Source organism: Streptomyces sp. NPDC006512 (genome assembly GCF_040611935.1).
GTDB lineage: Bacteria > Actinomycetota > Actinomycetes > Streptomycetales > Streptomycetaceae > Streptomyces.
On record NZ_JBEXPG010000080.1, the window covers coordinates 20,196 to 38,836 of the forward strand.

Consider the following 18,641-nt stretch of genomic DNA (forward strand, 5'->3'; position numbering starts at 1 on the left):
TGCGTTCGGCCTGCGGGCGTGAGCATCAGCGCCCCAGACGTCCGCGGACCATTCCGACCATGGCGTTGAGTTCTTCGATCCGCATCCGCTTGGCGGCGATGAGGAACACCGCGCCCAGAGCGACGAGGCCCGCGAGCAGAGCCGCGAGGGAACCGGCCGCTCCGCTGCCCAGCAACTGCGTGACCCCGTAGGCCACACCGCCCGCGACGACGGCGGCCGGGACGCAGGCGCCGATCAGCCGCGTGTAGGTGCGCATCACGTGGGCGCCGTCGAGGTCGCCGCCGAGGCGGTTCTTGAGGCGGCGCCAGGCGACACCGACGCCCACGGCGTAGCCGAGTCCGTAGGCGGCGGCCATGCCGACCACGGCCCAGCGGGCGGGGAGGACGAAGAAGGCGATGGTGGAGACGCCGGCGTTGACGGCGGCGACGATCACCGTGTTGTAGAAGGGGGTCCGGGTGTCCTCGTAGGCGTAGAAGCCGCGCAGGACGACGTACTGGACGGAGTACGGGATCAGGCCCAGACCGAAGGCCATGAGGATGAAGCCGATGTTCCGGGCGTCGTCCGCGCCGGAACCGGCGTAGAGCAGCGTGGCCATGGGGACGCCGAGGGCCAGGAACGCGAAGGCGCAGGGCACGATCGCGACGGCGGAGGTGCGCAGCCCGTAGGAGATGTCGTCGCGGACCGCGGCGGCGTCCCCGTCGTGCGCGGAGCGGGAGATGCGCGGCAGGACGGCCGTCATGACCGAGACGGTGATGATGGCCTGCGGCATCTGCCACAGCAGCAGCGCGTAGTTGTAGCCGGTGATGCCGGTACCGCCGTGGCCCTGCTTGTCGGCGACCGCGCCCGCCCAGGTGGCGAGCTGGGTGACGACGATCAGGCCGAGCTGGTTGGCGAGGACGAAGAAGAAGGTCCACTTGGCGAGGCCGGCGGCCTTGCCGAGGCCGTGGCCCTTCCAGTCGAAGCGCAGGCGCGGCTTGAAGCCCGCGTCGCGCAGGTAGGGAACCATCGCCAGGGACTGCACGACGAGGCCGAGCAGGGTGCCGATGCCGAGCAGGCGGACGCCTTCGGCGGTGATGCTGCTCTCGGCCACGCCGGTCGAGGTGAAGCCGCCGAAGGCCCAGATGAAGGCGCCGAAGGTGGTGATGACGACGATGTTGTTGAGGACCGGGGTCCACATCATCGCGCCGAACCGGCCGCGGGCGTTGAGGATCTGACCCATGACCACGTGCACGCCCATGAAGAACATCGTGGGCAGGCAGTAGTGGGCGAACGCGACCGCTACGTCCATCCGGTCCGGGTCGGAGGCGATCTCCTGCGACATCATCCTGATGAACAGGGGCGCCGCGAGGACACAGATGACGGTGACGGCGCCCAGCAGGACCACGACGAGGGTCAGCAGACGGTTGGCGTACGCCTCTCCGCCGTCCTTGTCGTTCTTCATCGCGCGCACGAGCTGCGGAATGAAGACGGCGTTGAGGGCGCCACCGCCGACGAGGACGTAGATCATCGTCGGCAGGGTGTTGGCGACCTGGTAGCTGTCGTTGAGGGTGGCGACGCCGATGGCGCCGGCGATGACCAGGGTGCGGGCGAAGCCGGTGATGCGGGAGACGATCGTGCCGGCCGCCATCAGCGCGCTCGACTTGAGCAGGCTGGAGGCGCGCCCGGCGGGCTTGGTGGGGGCCGGGGCCGCCACCGGAGGCTCCGCGACCTGGGTGCGGGGGGCCGCCTGCTGGTCCCGGTACAGGTGGGCGAAGGCGTCCGGTTCCGGCTGCTCCTCCGCCGCCTGGGTCACCAGTGAGTCCACGCCGACGAACTGGGTGGTGGTGGCGTGGTCCCCGTACGGCAGGTGGCGGGAGGGTCCGTCCGGTTCCGGCGGCGGCGTCTGGGCCCAGACGCGCGGGTCGGGGCCGTGCGAGGGCGCCTGCGGGGCCGCGTAGAGGGGGCCCGCCTCCTGGTAGGTGCCGGGGGGCGGCGGCGGGTGGGACGCCCGGTCGTAGAGGACCTCCGCGACCGGATCCTGCGCCGAGAGGTCCTGAGCCCGGTACGGGTCGTAGTCGTAGGCGTCCTGGACATACGGGTCGTGGTCCGGCGCGGGCGCGGGCGCCGGAACCTGTCCGGGCACCGGAGTGCCCGGGGCAGAGCCCTGGGAGGGCGTCGGCCCACCAGTGCCCTGCGCGCGGTCACCGTCGTACGGCGCGTTCATCGCAACCCCACCTCATCGTCCCCAGGCCGACCGGCCACGGCATCGCTCAACGGTCCACTGTCTCACTCGTGCCGGACCCCTCGGTGCTTTGCGGTCCGGTGTCCGGGGACTCGTCACTCGGCTGCGTGCTCTCCTCCGCGGCCGTGCGGGCCGCGACGCGCTTGCGGCTCGCGTACATCTTGATGCCTGCGAGGACCAGCAGCAGCACGCCACCGGCGATGACCAGCATGACCGTGGGTGTGATCTCGGTCGCCTCGACGGTGAACGTGCGCGCCTTGCCGTAGGGAACGCCGTTCTTGGTGAAGAGCTGCGCGGTCACCTCGACCGGACCGCTCGCGGTGGCGTTGGCCGTGAACTTCACCGTCTGGCTGTGCCCGCCCTGGACGGTGACCTCCTGCTCCCCGCTGCCGCCGAACATCAGGCGGGTCGGGTTGGCGGACTTCACGCGCAGCACGAGGTTGTCGACGTCCTGCACGAGGCTGTTCTGGACGCTGACCGGGATGGTCGCGCTGTGTCCGGACAGCGTTGCGTCGGACTTGGGGATGACCTTGACCTTCTCGGTCAGCCCGAGCAGGTACTGCTGGACCTCGTCCCGGTAGAGCCGGGCCTCCTCGGGGCGGCCGCGCCAGGAGGTGGACATCTCGCGGTTGGTCGTGTTGCCGAAGGGGATCTCGACCCGGTCCGGAGCGCTGAGGATGACCTTGAAGTGGTCGAGGGTGTTCTGGGTCGTACGGATCTTCTCGAACGCCGACACCGGGAGTTCCTGCTTGCTCAGGGACTCGGGGTACTGCCCGGCACCCGGAACCTGGGTCGCGGCGCCGGGGTCGGGCTTGGCGGCGGCCGCGGCTTCCAGGTCGGAGGGCTGGCTCCAGCGGGCCGCCTGGAGGCCGCGCAGGGCGATGGCCATCGTCTCCGCCTGCGTGACCGTGGGCATCCGCTGGGGCGCGACCACGTAGCTGCGCGGCTCGTCGCCCTGGTGGAGGTTGAGCGCGAGGCTGTGGGCGAGGAACTGCTGCACGGCGAGCGCGGAGTTCCCTGCGTGGGACATGTCGCCCTCGAAGGCGGTGGAGAGCTCGGCGTCGGCGACCACGGCGGTGGTGCCCGCGCCGATGGGCCGGGCGGCCGAGGGGGTGTACCCGAGGGCGCCGGTCTCCTGGAGGCTGTCGCTGCGCGTGAGGACGTTGTGGGCGCCGGCCGAAGTGGCGACGTTGACGATCGCGGGGTCGATCGCGCCGTTCACGGGCCAGGAGAAGTCGGTGGAGGGGGTGACGTGGAGGACGGTCTCCACGGCCCGCTTCGCCTTGTCGGTGGCGGGCCGGAGCTGGCCGAGGGTGCCCGAGACGTCCTTGCCGTGGTGGGCCAGGGAGGCGAGGTCAGGGTCGGCGAAGGGCAGCGCGACGACCTTCTTGCCCTGGACGGCGAGCTCCAGGGAGTTCAGCCACTGCTCGGCCACGGCCTTGTTCTTGCCCTGGACGGGCTTGCCGTCGGGGTCGGGGCTGCGGACCCGGTAGCCCTTGGTCATGGCGTCGACCGTGGCCAGCAGGTCGGGGTCGATGACCCAGGTGACGGGCAGGTCCTTGCCAAGCGAGACCATCCGTTCCAGGCGGCCGCCCGATTCCAGCTCCTTGGCCAGGGAGTCGTCGCTGAAGACGGGGGTCTGCAGCTCGTCCGAGCCGGTCTCCGCGGTGACGCGGGTCGTGGAGATCAGCGGCCACACGTAGCTCACGGACGAGCGCTTGGCGGCGGGGTCCGGCTGCCACGGCAGGAAGGTCCGCTGGATGCCGAGGACCCGCTCGGCGGGGCGGCTGTCGGTCCCCCCGGACACGGAGACGCCGAGCTGGTAGACGCCGTCCGCGCCCAGGTCCAGCTTGTTGACCGGAACCTTGATGGAGAACGGCTGGCCGACCTTGGAGGGAAGCGAGTCGATCTTGAAGGCGAAGGCCTCGTCGATCTCCCCCGGATCCACGCCCGGACGGAAGCCCTTGCGGTCGGCGACCTCGTCGATGGCCGCCCGGTCGCCCAGCCTCGGCCCGACCCGGAGTCCGACGTGGGCGCCCTTGATCGTCTCGGAGCTGTTGTTGACCACGGTTCCGGAGACGGTCAGCGTGTCGCTCTTGACCGGAGCGCTCGGGCTCACCTCGTCCAGCTGGACGTCGACCGAGGCCTCGGCGGCCTGGGCCGGCGGGGCGGGAGCGTAGACCAGGGCGGCCAGCACCGGCGTCCCGGCGAGCAGGACCACCGCCCGCCGCAGCCAGCGGCGCCGGGCAGGGGTGTGAGTGCCCCCCTGGATGTCTGCCGCCTCGGCCACGCGCTCGCCCGTCCTCGAAGTGTCAGTGGTCGTCGTTTCTGCGTCCACGCATGGTAACGAGGTGCGCTGTGCGCGAGTGCCGCGCCTTGCTCCACATGATCGGGGCGGCCCCCGGAGGCCCGGGCGTCGGGGGTGGGCGCATAACGCGGGAGACCGTGCCGGGTGGGCCACGTACCCTTTTCTGTTGTGCCGAACGCCAATGAAGACACCCCCAGTGCCCTGAGTCAGGTGCAGCGCCGCGCGGTCAGTGAACTGCTGCGGGTCGCCCCTGTCGCCGACGAGCTCGGCCGCCGGTTCCAGGAGGCGGGCTTCCGCCTCGCCCTGGTCGGCGGGTCCGTCCGCGACGCGCTGCTCGGGCGGCTCGGCAACGACCTCGACTTCACCACGGACGCGCGTCCCGAGGACGTCCTGAAGATCATCCGGCCGTGGGCGGACTCGCTCTGGGACGTCGGCATCGCCTTCGGCACGGTGGGGGCGCAGAAGCGGGGCTTCCAGATCGAGGTGACGACGTACCGCTCCGAGGCCTACGACCGCACCTCCCGCAAGCCCGAGGTCTCCTACGGCGACTCCATCGAGGAGGACCTGGTCCGGCGTGACTTCACGGTCAACGCCATGGCGCTGGCCCTGCCGGAGCAGGAGTTCGTCGACCCGCACGGCGGTCTGGAGGACCTGGCGGCGGGCGTGCTGCGGACCCCCGGCACACCAGAGGAGTCCTTCTCCGACGACCCGCTGCGGATGCTGCGCGCTGCCCGGTTCGCCGCGCAGCTGGACTTCGAGGTCGCTCCCGACGTGGTGGCGGCGATGAAGGCGATGTCCGACCGGATCGAGATCGTCTCGGCGGAGCGCGTGCAGGGCGAGCTGAACAAGCTGCTGCTGTCGGCGCACCCCCGCAAGGGTCTGGGGCTGCTCGTGGACACGGGTCTGGCGGACCGGGTGCTGCCCGAGCTGCCCGCGCTGCGTCTGGAGAGCGACGAGCACCACCGGCACAAGGACGTGTACGACCACTCCCTGATCGTGCTGGAGCAGGCGATCGCGCTGGAGGAGGAGGGCCCCGACCTCGTGCTGCGGCTGGCCGCTCTGCTGCACGACATCGGCAAGCCCCGCACCCGCCGGTTCGAGAGCGACGGCCGGGTCTCCTTCCACCACCACGAGGTGGTGGGCGCGAAGATGACCAAGAAGCGCATGACCGCGCTGAAGTACTCCAACGACATGGTCAAGGACGTGTCCCGGCTCGTGGAGCTGCACCTGCGCTTCCACGGGTACGGGGACGGCGAGTGGACCGACTCCGCGGTGCGGCGCTACGTGCGCGACGCGGGCCCGCTCCTCGGCCGGCTGCACAAGCTGACCCGGTCGGACTGCACCACGCGCAACAAGCGCAAGGCCAATGCGCTGTCCCGCACCTATGACGGCCTGGAGGAGCGCATCGCGCAGCTCCAGGAGCAGGAGGAGCTGGACGCGATCCGGCCCGACCTGGACGGGAACGAGATCCAGCGCGTGCTGGAGGTCGGCCCCGGCCCGGTGGTGGGAAAGGCGTACGCCTTCCTGCTGGAGCTCAGGCTGGAGAACGGCCCGATGGGGCACGACGCGGCGGTGGAGGCCCTCAAGGAGTGGTGGGCTGCCCAGGAGGCCCAGGCCTGAGGTGGGGAACCCGCGCGATGTTTCACGTGAAACGTCGCGCGGCCCGCATCGGCTCGGGGCGATGTTTCACGTGAAACATCGCCCTCGTCGCTGCACGAGCACGGCCGTGGCGCCGTAGATCAGGGCCACGGTCACGATCAGCGTGGTGGACCGGCCGTCGGCCGGGAGCATCAGCGAGGAGACGGCGGCCGCCCCGACGAAGGCCACGTTGAACAGCACGTCGTACACGGAGAAGACCCGGCCGCGGAACTCGTCGTCCACCCGGGACTGCACGACCGTGTCGGTGGAGATCTTGGCGCCCTGCGTGGCGAGACCGAGGACGAACGCGGCGACGAGCATCGGCCCGGGCGCGAAGAAGAGCCCCAGCGCGGGCACGAGCACGGCCGCGCCGGCGGCGCAGACCGTGATGCAGCCCAGGGTTCCCAGCCGGGTCACCAGCCAGGGCGTGATGACGGCGGCGGCGAAGAACCCGGCGCCCGAGACCCCGACGGCGATGCCCAGCAGGGCCAGGCCGTCGGATTCGTTGTCCGACCAGGCGTAGCGGCAGAGCATCAGCAGCGTGACGGTCAGGGCTCCGTAGCAGAACCGCATCAGGGTCATCGCGGTGAGCGCCAGCGCGGCCTCGCGCCGCTCGGCCAGGTGCTTCAGGCCCTCGGCCATGCCGCGCACGGTGAGGACCGCGCCCTCGGCGACCGAGGGGTGTCCGTGCCCCGGGGGACGGTCGGGTCCGAGCAGGCCGACGGCCAGCCGCAGGGAGGCCAGGGCGGCCCCCAGGTAGAGGCCGGCGCCGAGCAGGACGACGAGGGCGTTGCTGTCGGAGGCCAGGAGCCGGACGAGGAAGGCGAGGCCTCCCCCGCCCACGGCCGCGAGGGTTCCGGCGGTCGGCGAGAGGGCGTTGGCGGTGACCAGCTCGTCGGGTCCGACGACGCGGGGCAAAGACGCGGCGAGTCCGGCGAGTACGAAGCGGTTGACCGCCGTGACGGAGAGGGCCGAGGCGTAGAAGAGCCAGTCGGGGACGTGGGCGACGATCAGCACGCCCGTCACGCAGGCGAGGAAGGCCCGCAGCAGATTGCCGTAGAGGAAGACCTGGCGGCGGCGCCACCGGTCCAGCAGCACCCCGGCGAACGGGCCGATCACCGAGTACGGCAGCAGGAGCACCGCCATGGCCGAGGCGATGGCCGCGGGCGAGGCCTGCTTCTCCGGGGAGAAGACCACGTAGGTGGCGAGCGCGACCTGGTAGACGCCGTCGGCGGCCTGGGAGAGCAGCCGTACGGCGAGCAGGTTGCGGAAGTCCCTCAGGCGCAGGAGTACGCGCAGATCACGTACGACAGGCATGAGGGCAAGGGTCACATACGCCGAGGGTCCCCGGACACATTGCCCGGGGACCCTCGGCGGAAGATCAGTCGAAGACCAGGTGTCCGCAGGACACTTGGGGGTGCGACTAGCGCTCGACCTCACCCTTGATGAACTTCTCGACGTTCGCGTAGGCCTCGTCGTCGAAGTACTGGACCGGCGGGGACTTCATGAAGTAGCTCGACGCCGACAGGATCGGGCCGCCGATGCCGCGGTCCTTGGCGATCTTCGCGGCGCGCAGCGCGTCGATGATGACACCGGCGGAGTTCGGGGAGTCCCACACCTCGAGCTTGTACTCGAGGTTCAGCGGGACGTCGCCGAAGGCACGGCCTTCGAGGCGGACGTAGGCCCACTTGCGGTCGTCGAGCCACGCGACGTAGTCGGACGGGCCGATGTGGACGTTCTTCTCGCCGAGCTCACGGTCGGGGATCTGCGAGGTGACGGCCTGCGTCTTGGAGATCTTCTTCGACTCGAGGCGGTCGCGCTCGAGCATGTTCTTGAAGTCCATGTTGCCGCCGACGTTGAGCTGCATGGTGCGCTCAAGCCGGACACCGCGGTCCTCGAACAGCTTCGCCATCACGCGGTGCGTGATGGTGGCGCCGACCTGGGACTTGATGTCGTCGCCGACGATCGGGACACCGGCCTCGGTGAACTTGTCCGCCCACTCCTTGGTGCCGGCGATGAAGACCGGGAGGGCGTTGACGAACGCGACCTTGGCGTCGATGGCGCACTGGGCGTAGAACTTCGCCGCGTCCTCGGAACCGACGGGGAGGTAGCAGATCAGGACGTCGACCTGACGGTCCTTGAGGATCTGGACCACGTCGACCGGGGCCTCGGCGGACTCCTCGATGGTCAGGCGGTAGTACTTGCCCAGGCCGTCGTAGGTGTGGCCGCGCTGCACGGTGACGCCCGTGTTGGGGACGTCGCAGATCTTGATGGTGTTGTTCTCGCTGGCGCCGATGGCGTCCGAAAGGTCGAGGCCGACCTTCTTCGCGTCGACGTCGAACGCGGCGACGAACTCGATGTCACGCACGTGGTAGTCGCCGAACTGGACGTGCATCAGACCGGGGACCTTGGCCGCCGGGTCGGCGTCCTTGTAGTACTCGACGCCCTGCACCAGCGAGGCGGCGCAGTTGCCCACGCCGACGATGGCTACGCGAACCGAACCCATTCCGGTTGCTCCCTGTTTGTTCTCGGAACGAGGCCTGCAGATGCAGGCCTCACTTTGCAGTTTCGTCGGACGGGCCGGGTTTTCTCTGATCCCGTCCCGCCCGCTCGCTCTCGATGAGCTCGTTCAGCCAGCGCACTTCACGCTCCACGGATTCCATGCCGTGTCGCTGTAGCTCGAGCGTGTAGTCGTCGAGACGCTCCCGTGTGCGGGCTAGCGAGGCGCGCATCTTCTCCAGGCGCTCCTCCAGCCGGCTGCGGCGGCCCTCCAGTACCCGCATCCGTACCTCGCGTTCGGTCTGGCCGAAGAAGGCGAAGCGGGCGGCGAAGGACTCGTCCTCCCAGGTATCGGGGCCGGTGTGGGAGAGGAGCTCTTCGAAGTGCTCCTTACCTGCTGCCGTCAACCGGTAGACGATCTTGGCGCGGCGCCCTGCGAGTGAAGCGGCGAGAGCGTCTTCCGGAGCGTTGCCCGGTTCTTCGATCAACCAGCCGTTGGCGACGAGCGTCTTGAGGCAGGGATAGAGAGTCCCGTAGCTGAACGCCCTGAAGACCCCCAGCGAGGTGTTGAGCCGCTTGCGGAGCTCGTAACCGTGCATGGGGGATTCGCGAAGCAGGCCGAGGACGGCGAACTCGAGGATGCCTGAGCGCCTGCTCATCCGCCTGCCTCTCTCTGCCTCTGAGTTTATGCCGAGCTGATGTATCGGCTCGATACATCCAGACGATAGAACGGGTAGCCCTCCGCGACAAGGGGTGACGTGGTGACCGGCGTCACATCACCAATTCGTACGACGCAAGGTGACTGATTTGGGGTGAACTTCGGCACTGGTCGGGTTTTGGCCGTGCGTAGTCTGAGCGGCAACACAACGGGGGAACCGGAATTCACCAGCCGCTTCCAGGCCACTCGCCTGCCCGAGGAGTAGTCGTTCGATGAGCGAGCACCGCCGCAAACCGCCGCAGCCCCAGGGCGGCGGACGCGCCGCGTCCCGCCGGGCCGCGCAACAGCGCCCCGGCCGGGGCGCCGGGTCCGGACGTGACGTCCCCACGGCGTCACCCAGCGGACCGTACGCAGAGCAGACCGCCCACGGCGGCCGCGCGGACGCCCGCCGGGCCGCACAGCGCGGGGCCGCCGCGGGCCGCGGCCGCGCGGGCCGCGGCGGCAACGGCGGGAGGGGCGGGAGGGGCGGGAGCCGGATCGTCAACTACCCGCGCGCCGAAAAGGACGGCTGGAAGCGCTTCGTGCCTTCCTGGAAGCTGGTCAGCGGCACGTTCCTGGGCTTCTTCGCGGTCATCGTCGCCGGCGCCGGCATCGGTATCGCCAGCGTGGGCACGCCGGACCCGAACAAGGCGGCCAAGGCGCAGAACAACGTCTTCCAGTGGTCGGACGGCACCCAGATGGTCGCCACCGGCGGCTCCACGAACCGGCAGATCGTGTCCATCGACGCCATTCCCCTGTCGATGCGCAACGCCGTGATCGCCGCGGAGAACGAGTCCTTCGAGACCGACAAGGGCGTCGACCCGATGGGCATCGCCCGCGCCGTGGTGAACATGGCCACCGGCGGGTCCACCCAGGGCGGCTCGACGATCACCCAGCAGTACGTGAAGAACATGTACCTGGACTCCGAGCAGACGCTCAAGCGGAAGGTCACCGAGCTCTTCATCTCGATCAGGCTGGGCATGACCGAGGAGAAGGACAAGGTCCTCGCCGGCTACCTGAACACCGCCTACTACGGCCGGGACGCCTACGGCATCCAGGCCGCCGCCCGCGCCTACTTCGGCAAGGACGCCAAGGACCTCGACCCGTCCCAGAGCGCCTTCCTCGCCTCCCTGCTCAAGGGCCCGAACCTCTACAACCCGGACGGCGGCATCGGCACCGCGGCCACCCCCGAGGCGAACGAGAAGCGGGCCCGCGCGCGCTGGGCCTGGGTCCTCGACCGCGAGGTCGCGGTGGGCCGCATGCCGCAGGCCGAGCGCGACAAGTACCGGGAGTTCCCGGCGCGGGTCGACTCCGAGCAGGCCCGCGGCATGTCCGGGCAGACCGGCTACCTCGTCGAGGTGGCCAAGCAGTACGTCATGAAGACCACGGGCATCACGGCCGAGAAGATGGCCCTGGGCGGCTACACGATCAAGACCACCTTCGAGAAGTCCAAGGTGGAAGCCCTGTCCAAGGCGGTCGAGGACACGCGGGACGACTTCCTCGACGAGAAGAAGCGGCCCCAGTACGACACCTTCGTCCAGTTCGGCGCCGCCTCCGTGGACGTGAAGTCCGGGGCGATCGTGGCCCTGTACGGAGGCCCCGGCTGGGACCACAAGCACTTCTCCAACAACGCCAACACCGCCGGCGTCCCCGTGGGCTCCACCTGGAAGCCGTACGTGCTGGCCGCGGCCATGCAGTACGGCACCCAGAACTCCAAGGGCGCGGGCATCTCGGTCGACAGCAAGTACCTCGCCGACGACCTCACCGTGATCACCAACCGGCAGGGCAAGCCGCTGCTGGGCAAGAACGGCGAACCCTTCAAGCAGAAGAACGAAAGCCCCCAGGCCTTCGGCTACGTGACCCTCGACGAAGCGATGCGGCAGTCGATCAACGTCCCGTTCGCCCAGCTGGTCTTCGACGTCGGCCACGCCAAGGTCCGCGAGGTCGCGCGGTCCACCGGGATCCTCGACGAGTCGATGGACCCGGACAACAACGCCTCCTTCGCCCTCGGCACCTCCACGCCCAGCGCCATCCGCATGGCCGACTCGTACGCCACCTTCGCCGCCTCCGGCACGCACCACGAGCCCTTCTCCGTGCTCCAGGTCACCAAGGACGGCCAGGACCTGCCGGGCTTCCAGCCCCCCAAGGAGGCCCGGGCCATGGACGACGCCATCGCGGACAACATCACGAAGGTCCTGCAGAACGTCGTCGAGAACGGCACCGGCGTCAAGGCGAAGAAGCTGGGCCGTCCCGCCGCGGGCAAGACCGGCACCACCGACCAGAACAAGTCGGCCTGGTTCGTCGGCTACACCCCCGAGCTCTCCACCTCGGTCACGCTGTTCCGCAACGACCCGAACTCCAAGGACAAGGAGTTGATGTCCATGAACAACGTGGGCGGCGTCGACTCCATCCACGGTGGTGACATCCCGGCCGTGATCTGGACGGAGTACATGCGCGAGGCGCTGAAGGGCAAGCCGGTCAAGCAGTTCCCGGAGCCCGAGGAGATCGGCGTCACGGCCGACGCCTCCGGGGCCCCCACCCCGTCGCCCCCCGCTCCCTCCTACTCGCCCTCCCCGACGCCTTCGGCCCCGCCGTCGAGCTCCCCGCCCCCGGTGTCGCCCTCCCCCTCCCACGGAGGCAAGCCGTCCTGCAAGCCGTGGGCGGGCCTGTACTGCGACCCGGAGACCGCCGGCGGCACCACCGACGGCAACACGAACGGCGGCAACGGCGGCAACGGCCCGGGCGGCCACAGCGGTGGCGCCGGCGGCTTCCCGGACGGCGGAACCACCGGGATGCCCTCCTCGCCCAGCACGGGCCGGCCGGGCCGCCCCGGCGGCTCGACCAACTGGGGAATGAACATGGGCGCCTCCGGCTGACCCCGTACTCTCCCCCTCCGCACCGGCGAGGGCCGTCGCACCCCGTGCGACGGCCCTCCCGCGCGTCCGGCCCCGTACGGCAGGATGAGCGCATGACCAAGGTGCACGAGGAGCGGCCCGTACTGCCCACCCAGCAGGACGAGGTCGCCGCGGCAGGCAGCGAGTTCCTGGGCGGCCCCATCGGCCGCCACGTCCGCCTCGGCGGCCACTGGCTGGGACCGGTCCGCGTCGTGGTGCTGGTGGTCCTCGGGATGTTCGCCCTCGGCATGGTGCAGAAGCTGCCCTGCTACGACTGGGCGTGGTTCCAGGGGGCCGGCTCGCAGTACACCCACGCCTGCTACTCCGACATCCCGCACCTGTACTCCGCGCGCGGCTTCGCCGACGGCCTCGTGCCGTACTTCGACCGCTTCCCGGACCAGGAGCCGAAGTACGGCGACATGCAGTACCTGGAGTACCCGGTGCTCACCGGGGCCTTCATGCAGATCGCCTCCTGGCTGACCCCCACCTCCGGCTCCATCCAGCACCGCGAACAGATGTACTGGATGGTCAACGCGGGCATGCTGATGGCCTGCGCCGCGGTCCTCGCCGTCTGCGTCGCCCGGACCCACCGCCGTCGGCCGTGGGACGCGCTGCTCCTCGCACTGGCCCCGGCCTTCGCGCTCAACGCGACGATCAACTGGGACCTGCCGGCCGTCGCCCTGGCCGCCGTCGCCATGCTGATGTGGTCCCGGAGCCGGCCCCTGCTCGCCGGCGTCTTCATCGGGCTGGCCACCGCCGCCAAGCTCTATCCCGCCCTGCTGCTCGGCGTCCTGTTCGTGCTCTGCTGGCGGGCCGGCAAGTGGCGGGCCTTCCGCGCCGCCGCCGGCGGCGCGGTGGTCGCCTGGCTCGTGGTGAACGCGCCGGTCATGCTCTTCGCCTGGGACGGCTGGAAGCGGTTCTACGTCTTCAGCCAGGACCGGCCGATCGACTTCGGCTCCGTGTGGCTGCTGATCTCACAGCGCACCGGCAACCCCCTGGAGGGGGCCAACACGTACGCGACGGGCCTGACGCTGCTGATGTGCCTGGCCATCGGACTGCTCACCCTGACGGCTCCCAGGCGCCCCCGGTTCGCACAGCTGGCGTTCCTGGTCGTCGCCGCCTTCATCCTGGCCAACAAGGTCTACTCGCCGCAGTACGTCCTGTGGCTCATCCCGCTCGCCGCGCTGGCCCGTCCGCGCTGGCGGGACTTCCTGGTCTGGCAGGCGGGCGAGGTCCTGTACTACCTGGGGATCTGGTTCTACCTCGCCTACACGACCAGCGGTGACAAGCACCAGGGCCTGCCCGTGGAGGGCTACCAGCTGGCGATCGCCGCCCACCTGCTGGCCACGCTCTACCTGTGCGCCGTCGTGGTGCGGGACATCCTGCTGCCCGAGCGGGACGTCGTACGGCGCGACGGCTCGGACGACCCGTCCGGCGGGGTCCTGGACGGGGCGGAGGACAAGTTCGTGCTCCCGCGCGCGGCGAAGGCGCCGCAGTACGCGGCGCCTTCGCAGGGACAGCGGGTCGACTGGGGCACGGGCCCCGGTCACTGACCGGGGTCAGGCGTCGAGCACCCGGTCGAACTGAGTGGTGGTGTGGCGCAAGTGCGCCACCAGCTCGTCGCCGACCTTCGGCTCGGTCGCGTCCGAGGGCACGAACAGGATCGACACCTGCATGTGCGGGGGCTCGGCGAACCAGCGCTGCTTGCCCGCCCAAACGAACGGCGACAGGTTCCGGTTGACCGTGGCCAGGCCGGCCCGGGCCACGCCCTTGGCGCGCGGCATCACCCCGTGCAGGGCCTTGGGGGCCTCCAGGCCCACCCCGTGCGAGGTGCCGCCGGCGACCACGACCAGCCAGCCGTCGGAGGCGGCCTTCTGCTGGCGGTAGCCGAACCGGTCCCCCTTGGAGACCCGCGTCACGTCCAGGACCGCACCGCGGTACTGGGTCGCGTCGTGGTCGCCCAGCCACAGCCGGGTGCCGATCCGGGCCCGGAAGCGGGTCTGCGGGAACTGCTGCTGGAGCCGCGTCAGCTCCTCGGCCCGCAGGTGGCTGACGAACATGGTGTGCAGCGGCAGCCGGGCGGCGCGCAGCCGGTCCATCCAGCCGATGACCTCCTCGACGGCGTCAGAGCCGTCCGGGCGGTCGAGCGGCAGGTGCAGGGCGAAGCCCTCCAGCCGGACGTCCTCGATCGCCGCCTGGAGCTGGCCCAGGTCCTGCTCGGAGACGCCGTGGCGGCGCATCGAGCTCATGCACTCGATGACGACGCGGGCGCCGACCAGGCCCCGGACCCCGTCCACCGAGGACACCGAGCGGATCACCCGGTCCGGCAGCGGCACCGGGTCCTCGCCCCGCCGGAACGGGGTGAGGACGAGCAGGTCGCCGCCGAACCAGTCCTTGATGCTGGCGGCCTCGTACGTGGTGCCGACGGCCAGGATGTCGGCGCCCATCCGGGTCGCCTCCTCGCACAGCCGCTCGTGGCCGAAGCCGTAGCCGTTGCCCTTGCAGACCGGGATCAGTCCGGGGAACTGGTCCGTGATCTGCTTCTGGTGCGCACGCCAGCGCGCGGTGTCGACGTAGAGCGTGAGCGCCATGCCCGTCCGGAACCTCTCTTGGGAGCTGCCTGGTGCAGCGGTGGGGTGTGTGGGGGAGGTGGGTCAGCGGCGGGACATATACATGTCGAGCGCCTTGTGCAGCAGCTTGTTCAGCGGGAAGTCCCACTCGCCGACGTACTCGACGGCCTCGCCGCCCGTGCCCACCTTGAACTGGATGAGGCCGAACAGGTGGTCGTTCTCGTCCAGCGTGTCGCTGATGCCGCGGAGGTCGTAGACGCTCGCGCCGAGTGCGTACGAGTCGCGCAGCATGCGCCACTGCATCGCGTTCGACGGGCGGACCTCGCGCTTGTGGTTGGCGGAGGCGCCGTACGAGTACCAGACGTGCTGGCCGACGGTGAGCATCGTGGCGGCGGCCAGCGGCTCCCCCTCGTGCGTGGCGATGTACAGCCGCATGCGGTTGGGGTCCTCGGAGTTGAGGGCCGTCCACTGGCGCTGGAAGTAACTGAGCGGGCGCGGGCGGAACTTGTCGCGCTCGGCGGTGATCTCGTAGAGGTGCTGCCAGGTGGGCAGGTCCTCGTAGCCGCCCTGGACGACCTCGACGCCGGCCTTCTCGGCCTTCTTGATGTTGCGGCGCCACAGCTGGTTGAAGCCCTTGAGGACGTCGTCCAGCGAGCGGTTCGCCAGCGGCACCTGGAACACGTAGCGGGGCTGGACGTCGCCGAAGCCGGCGCCGCCGTCCTCGGCCTGCTGCCAGCCCATGCGGCGCAGCTTGTCGGACACCTCGAAGGCGCGGGGCTCGATGACCGAAGCCTCCACGTCACGCAGGCGCTTGACCTCGGGGTCCTGGATGCCGGCCTTGATGGCGGCCGAGTTCCAGCGGCGGATGACGACGGGCGGGCCCATCTTCACGGTGAAGGCGCCCTGGTGCTTCAGGTGCGCCAGCATCGGCTGGAGCCATTCCTCCAGATTCGGGGCGTACCAGTTGATGACCGGGCCCTCGGGGAGGTACGCGAGGTACCGCTTCACCTTGGGCAGCTGGCGGTACAAAACCAGTGCGGCACCGACGAGTTCGCCGGAGGCGTCGAACCAACCCAGGTTCTCGGAACGCCACTCGTTCTTCACGTCGGCCCACGCCGGGACCTGGCAGTGGCTCGCCGAGGGCAGGCTCTGGAGATATCCCAGATGCTGCTCTCGGCTGATGGTCCTCAGGGACAGGCTCATGCGGGGCGTCTCCTCCGGCGGCTTCGCTGGCTATGGCGCGAAGCCTACTGCGACGTGGGCGCCACCCATCTGGGGGACGGGCCGGGCCCGGGCCGGGTGAAGCCGGCGCCCCGTCGCGGAGGTCCCCCGGTCAGCCCAGCCAGCCGCCGAAGAGGCCGCCGTGGAACATGCCGAGGAAGAAGCCGATGGCAGACGCGCCAAGGCCGATGATCAGCGCGAAGCGCTCGCGTGTCGTGACGGAGATGAACTGTCCGTAGGCGCCGGTCAGGATTCCGATCAGCCCGGCCCACGAGCTGATCAGGTGCAGGTGGTGCCAGAACGCCGTGACGAACGCCACGGCGCCGAGTGTGAGGGTGACCGCCATCAGGGTGTCCTGGAGCGGATGGGACTTGCCGTCCGTCGCGAAGAGCGAGATGGAGGGCTGCGGTCGCATTGCCTGTGCCATCGGAAGGCACCTCCTGGCTGAAGCAGGGCGGTGCGACGGGGCCGCCGCCGACAGGGCCGGGGCATAGCACCGAGCACACCCGATGGATACAGATTGTGGCCTCCTCCCGGCGGATTTCAACCGGAAGGATTCGACGGGGTAGTCTGTACGGTCTGCGCGGTGTCTGTTCTCAGACACCGTGCGCACGCATCACGACCCTCCTGCCACGGAACGACCGTGGCCGCTGAGTCCAAAGGAGGTGGGTTCCACATGCGTCACTACGAAGTGATGGTCATCCTCGACCCCGATCTCGAGGAGCGCGCTGTCTCCCCGCTGATCGAGAACTTCCTCTCCGTCGTCCGTGAGGGCAACGGAAAGGTCGAGAAGGTCGACACCTGGGGCCGTCGTCGTCTCGCTTACGAGATCAAGAAGAAGCCCGAGGGCATCTACTCGGTCATCGACCTGCAGGCCGAGCCTGCGGTCGTCAAGGAGCTCGACCGCCAGATGAACCTGAACGAGTCGGTTCTCCGGACCAAGGTCCTCCGCCCCGAGACCCACTGAACTTCGGTTCAGCGGTAATCGGGACCGAGTAGTACACAGCAGCCCAGCAGCAATCCCCGCCGAGAGGTTCATCCATGGCAGGCGAGACCGTCATCACGGTCGTCGGCAATCTCGTCGACGACCCCGAGCTGCGCTTCACCCCCTCGGGTGCGGCGGTCGCGAAGTTCCGTGTCGCGTCCACCCCCCGCACCTTCGACCGTCAGACCAATGAGTGGAAGGACGGCGAGAGCCTGTTCCTGACCTGCTCGGTGTGGCGGCAGGCGGCCGAGAACGTCGCCGAGTCCCTTCAGCGGGGCATGCGCGTCATCGTGCAGGGCCGGCTGAAGCAGCGGTCGTACGAGGACCGTGAGGGTGTCAAGCGCACGGTCTACGAGCTGGACGTCGAGGAAGTCGGCCCCAGCCTGAAGAACGCCACGTCCAAGGTCACCAAGACCACGGGTCGCGGTGGCCAGGGTGGATACGGCGGCGGTCAGCAGCAGCAGGGTGGCGGCGGCAACTGGGGCGGAGCCCCCGGTGGCGGCGGCGCACCGCAGGGCGGCGGAGCTCCCTCCGACGACCCGTGGGCGTCCAGCGCGCCGGCCGGTGGCCAGCCGCAGGGCGGCGGCGGGGGCGGTTGGGGCGGAAGCTCCGGCGGCTCCTCCGGCGGTGGCTACTCGGACGAGCCGCCCTTCTAGGGCAGCTCGCATCCCCACTTCTTGATCACACAGGAGAGACACAATGGCGAAGCCGCCTGTGCGCAAGCCTAAGAAGAAGGTCTGCGCGTTCTGCAAGGACAAGACCGCGTACGTGGACTACAAGGACACGAACATGCTGCGGAAGTTCATTTCCGACCGCGGCAAGATCCGTGCCCGCCGCGTTACCGGCAACTGCACGCAGCACCAGCGTGACGTCGCCACGGCCGTCAAGAACAGCCGTGAGATGGCGCTGCTGCCCTACACGTCCACCGCGCGATAAGGAAAGGGTGACCGACTAATGAAGATCATCCTGACCCACGAGGTTTCTGGCCTCGGTGCCGCCGGCGATGTCGTCGACGTCAAGGACGGTTACGCTCGCAACTACCTGGTCCCGCGTGGTTTCGCGATCCGCTGGACCAAGGGTGGCGAGAAGGACGTGGCGCAGATCCGCCGCGCCCGCAAGATCCACGAGATCGCGACCATCGAGCAGGCCAACGAGGTCAAGGCCAAGCTCGAGGGTGTCAAGGTCCGTCTGGCCACCCGCGCGGGTGACGCCGGTCGTCTCTTCGGCTCCGTGACGCCGTCCGACATCGCTTCGGCGATCGAGGCGTCCGGTGGCCCGAAGGTCGACAAGCGCCGCGTGGAGCTGGGCTCCCCGATCAAGACCCTCGGTTCGTACCAGGTCTCCGTGCGTCTGCACGCCGACGTGGCCGCGAACGTGGGCATCGAGGTCGTCGCCGCCTAAGGGCAGCGCATGAAGGGCCGCACCCCTCCGGGGGTGCGGCCCTTCGTCGTTCCAGGAGCCGCCTCGTGCCCGGGAGGGGCTGTTTCACGTGAAACAGCCCCTCCCGGGCACGGCCGTGTGACGGGTAAAAAGGGGTGTTTGAAGGGTAAACGTCCGGCGGGGGGGGGAGATGGGGGCCTGGGGGGCGTGGGCGCGAGGGGGAGGGCA

General features: G+C 69.7%; 15 protein-coding genes. 7 read left to right on the plus strand and 8 right to left on the minus strand.

The features are described from left to right. Positions 1-25: 25 nt before the first annotated feature. Together murJ and ABZZ17_RS36045 are read right to left on the minus strand one after the other, a co-directional pair. Positions 26-2,203: a murein biosynthesis integral membrane protein MurJ gene (murJ, locus tag ABZZ17_RS36040; protein ID WP_356882863.1), complete on the minus strand. Its 2,178-nt coding sequence runs from the start codon at positions 2,201-2,203 to the stop codon at positions 26-28. A gap of 46 nt (positions 2,204-2,249) precedes the next feature. Beyond that, positions 2,250-4,511 (minus strand): DUF6049 family protein, encoded by a 2,262-nt coding sequence (locus tag ABZZ17_RS36045; protein WP_356882865.1) that lies wholly within the window; start codon positions 4,509-4,511, stop codon positions 2,250-2,252. A gap of 186 nt (positions 4,512-4,697) precedes the next feature. Between ABZZ17_RS36045 and ABZZ17_RS36050 the strand changes: the two genes are divergently transcribed. Then, entirely contained in the window at positions 4,698-6,149 is a 1,452-nt protein-coding gene (locus tag ABZZ17_RS36050) for a CCA tRNA nucleotidyltransferase (protein WP_356882866.1), read from the plus strand. A 66-nt stretch (positions 6,150-6,215) separates the two neighbouring features. Here ABZZ17_RS36050 and ABZZ17_RS36055 read toward each other — a convergent pair whose 3' ends face one another. The 3 genes from ABZZ17_RS36055 to ABZZ17_RS36065 all read right to left on the minus strand — a co-directional run bounded on the left by ABZZ17_RS36055 (position 6,216) and on the right by ABZZ17_RS36065 (position 9,325). Next, a complete protein-coding gene (locus ABZZ17_RS36055) occupies positions 6,216-7,484 on the minus strand; it encodes an MFS transporter (protein WP_356882868.1) in 1,269 nt (422 codons plus the stop codon). A gap of 106 nt (positions 7,485-7,590) precedes the next feature. Then, positions 7,591-8,673, minus strand: coding sequence for an inositol-3-phosphate synthase (locus tag ABZZ17_RS36060; RefSeq protein WP_069921078.1), 1,083 nt, complete (start codon positions 8,671-8,673; stop codon positions 7,591-7,593). A 49-nt stretch (positions 8,674-8,722) separates the two neighbouring features. Beyond that, complete coding sequence (locus tag ABZZ17_RS36065; protein ID WP_356882870.1) at positions 8,723-9,325, minus strand: helix-turn-helix transcriptional regulator; 603 nt, start codon at positions 9,323-9,325, stop codon at positions 8,723-8,725. A 271-nt stretch (positions 9,326-9,596) separates the two neighbouring features. Here ABZZ17_RS36065 and ABZZ17_RS36070 point away from each other — a divergent pair, with 271 nt between their 5' ends. Together ABZZ17_RS36070 and ABZZ17_RS36075 are read left to right on the plus strand one after the other, a co-directional pair. Beyond that, positions 9,597-12,239 carry a transglycosylase domain-containing protein gene (locus ABZZ17_RS36070; protein ID WP_356882872.1) on the plus strand — a complete coding sequence of 881 codons (2,643 nt, stop codon included), beginning with the start codon at positions 9,597-9,599 and terminating at the stop codon, positions 12,237-12,239. A 92-nt stretch (positions 12,240-12,331) separates the two neighbouring features. Beyond that, the gene (locus ABZZ17_RS36075) at positions 12,332-13,810 is read left to right on the plus strand and encodes a glycosyltransferase 87 family protein (RefSeq protein WP_356882874.1); all 1,479 of its coding nucleotides are present in this window, start codon (positions 12,332-12,334) and stop codon (positions 13,808-13,810) included. Between the two features lie 6 nt (positions 13,811-13,816). On the opposite strand, the gene ABZZ17_RS36080 is transcribed toward ABZZ17_RS36075, so the two are convergent. The 3 genes from ABZZ17_RS36080 to ABZZ17_RS36090 form a co-directional block, all read right to left on the minus strand. After that, positions 13,817-14,848: an alanine racemase gene (locus tag ABZZ17_RS36080; protein ID WP_356882876.1), complete on the minus strand. Its 1,032-nt coding sequence runs from the start codon at positions 14,846-14,848 to the stop codon at positions 13,817-13,819. A gap of 63 nt (positions 14,849-14,911) precedes the next feature. Beyond that, positions 14,912-16,030, minus strand: a complete 1,119-nt coding sequence (locus ABZZ17_RS36085; RefSeq protein ID WP_356882878.1) for a peptidoglycan bridge formation glycyltransferase FemA/FemB family protein — start codon at positions 16,028-16,030, stop codon at positions 14,912-14,914. A 130-nt stretch (positions 16,031-16,160) separates the two neighbouring features. Further along, positions 16,161-16,475 (minus strand): hypothetical protein, encoded by a 315-nt coding sequence (locus tag ABZZ17_RS36090; protein WP_356882880.1) that lies wholly within the window; start codon positions 16,473-16,475, stop codon positions 16,161-16,163. Positions 16,476-16,724: 249 nt separating this feature from the next. Between ABZZ17_RS36090 and rpsF the strand changes: the two genes are divergently transcribed. From rpsF to rplI, 4 genes are all read left to right on the plus strand, one after another. Beyond that, positions 16,725-17,015 carry a 30S ribosomal protein S6 gene (gene rpsF / locus ABZZ17_RS36095; protein ID WP_004950685.1) on the plus strand — a complete coding sequence of 97 codons (291 nt, stop codon included), beginning with the start codon at positions 16,725-16,727 and terminating at the stop codon, positions 17,013-17,015. A 74-nt stretch (positions 17,016-17,089) separates the two neighbouring features. Then, on the plus strand, positions 17,090-17,689 hold the full coding sequence (locus ABZZ17_RS36100; RefSeq protein WP_356882882.1) for a single-stranded DNA-binding protein: 600 nt from the start codon (positions 17,090-17,092) through the stop codon (positions 17,687-17,689). A gap of 43 nt (positions 17,690-17,732) precedes the next feature. Next, positions 17,733-17,969 (plus strand): 30S ribosomal protein S18, encoded by a 237-nt coding sequence (rpsR, locus tag ABZZ17_RS36105; RefSeq protein WP_005315025.1) that lies wholly within the window; start codon positions 17,733-17,735, stop codon positions 17,967-17,969. An 18-nt stretch (positions 17,970-17,987) separates the two neighbouring features. After that, positions 17,988-18,434, plus strand: a complete 447-nt coding sequence (rplI, locus tag ABZZ17_RS36110; RefSeq protein ID WP_356882884.1) for a 50S ribosomal protein L9 — start codon at positions 17,988-17,990, stop codon at positions 18,432-18,434. Positions 18,435-18,641 lie beyond the last annotated feature (207 nt).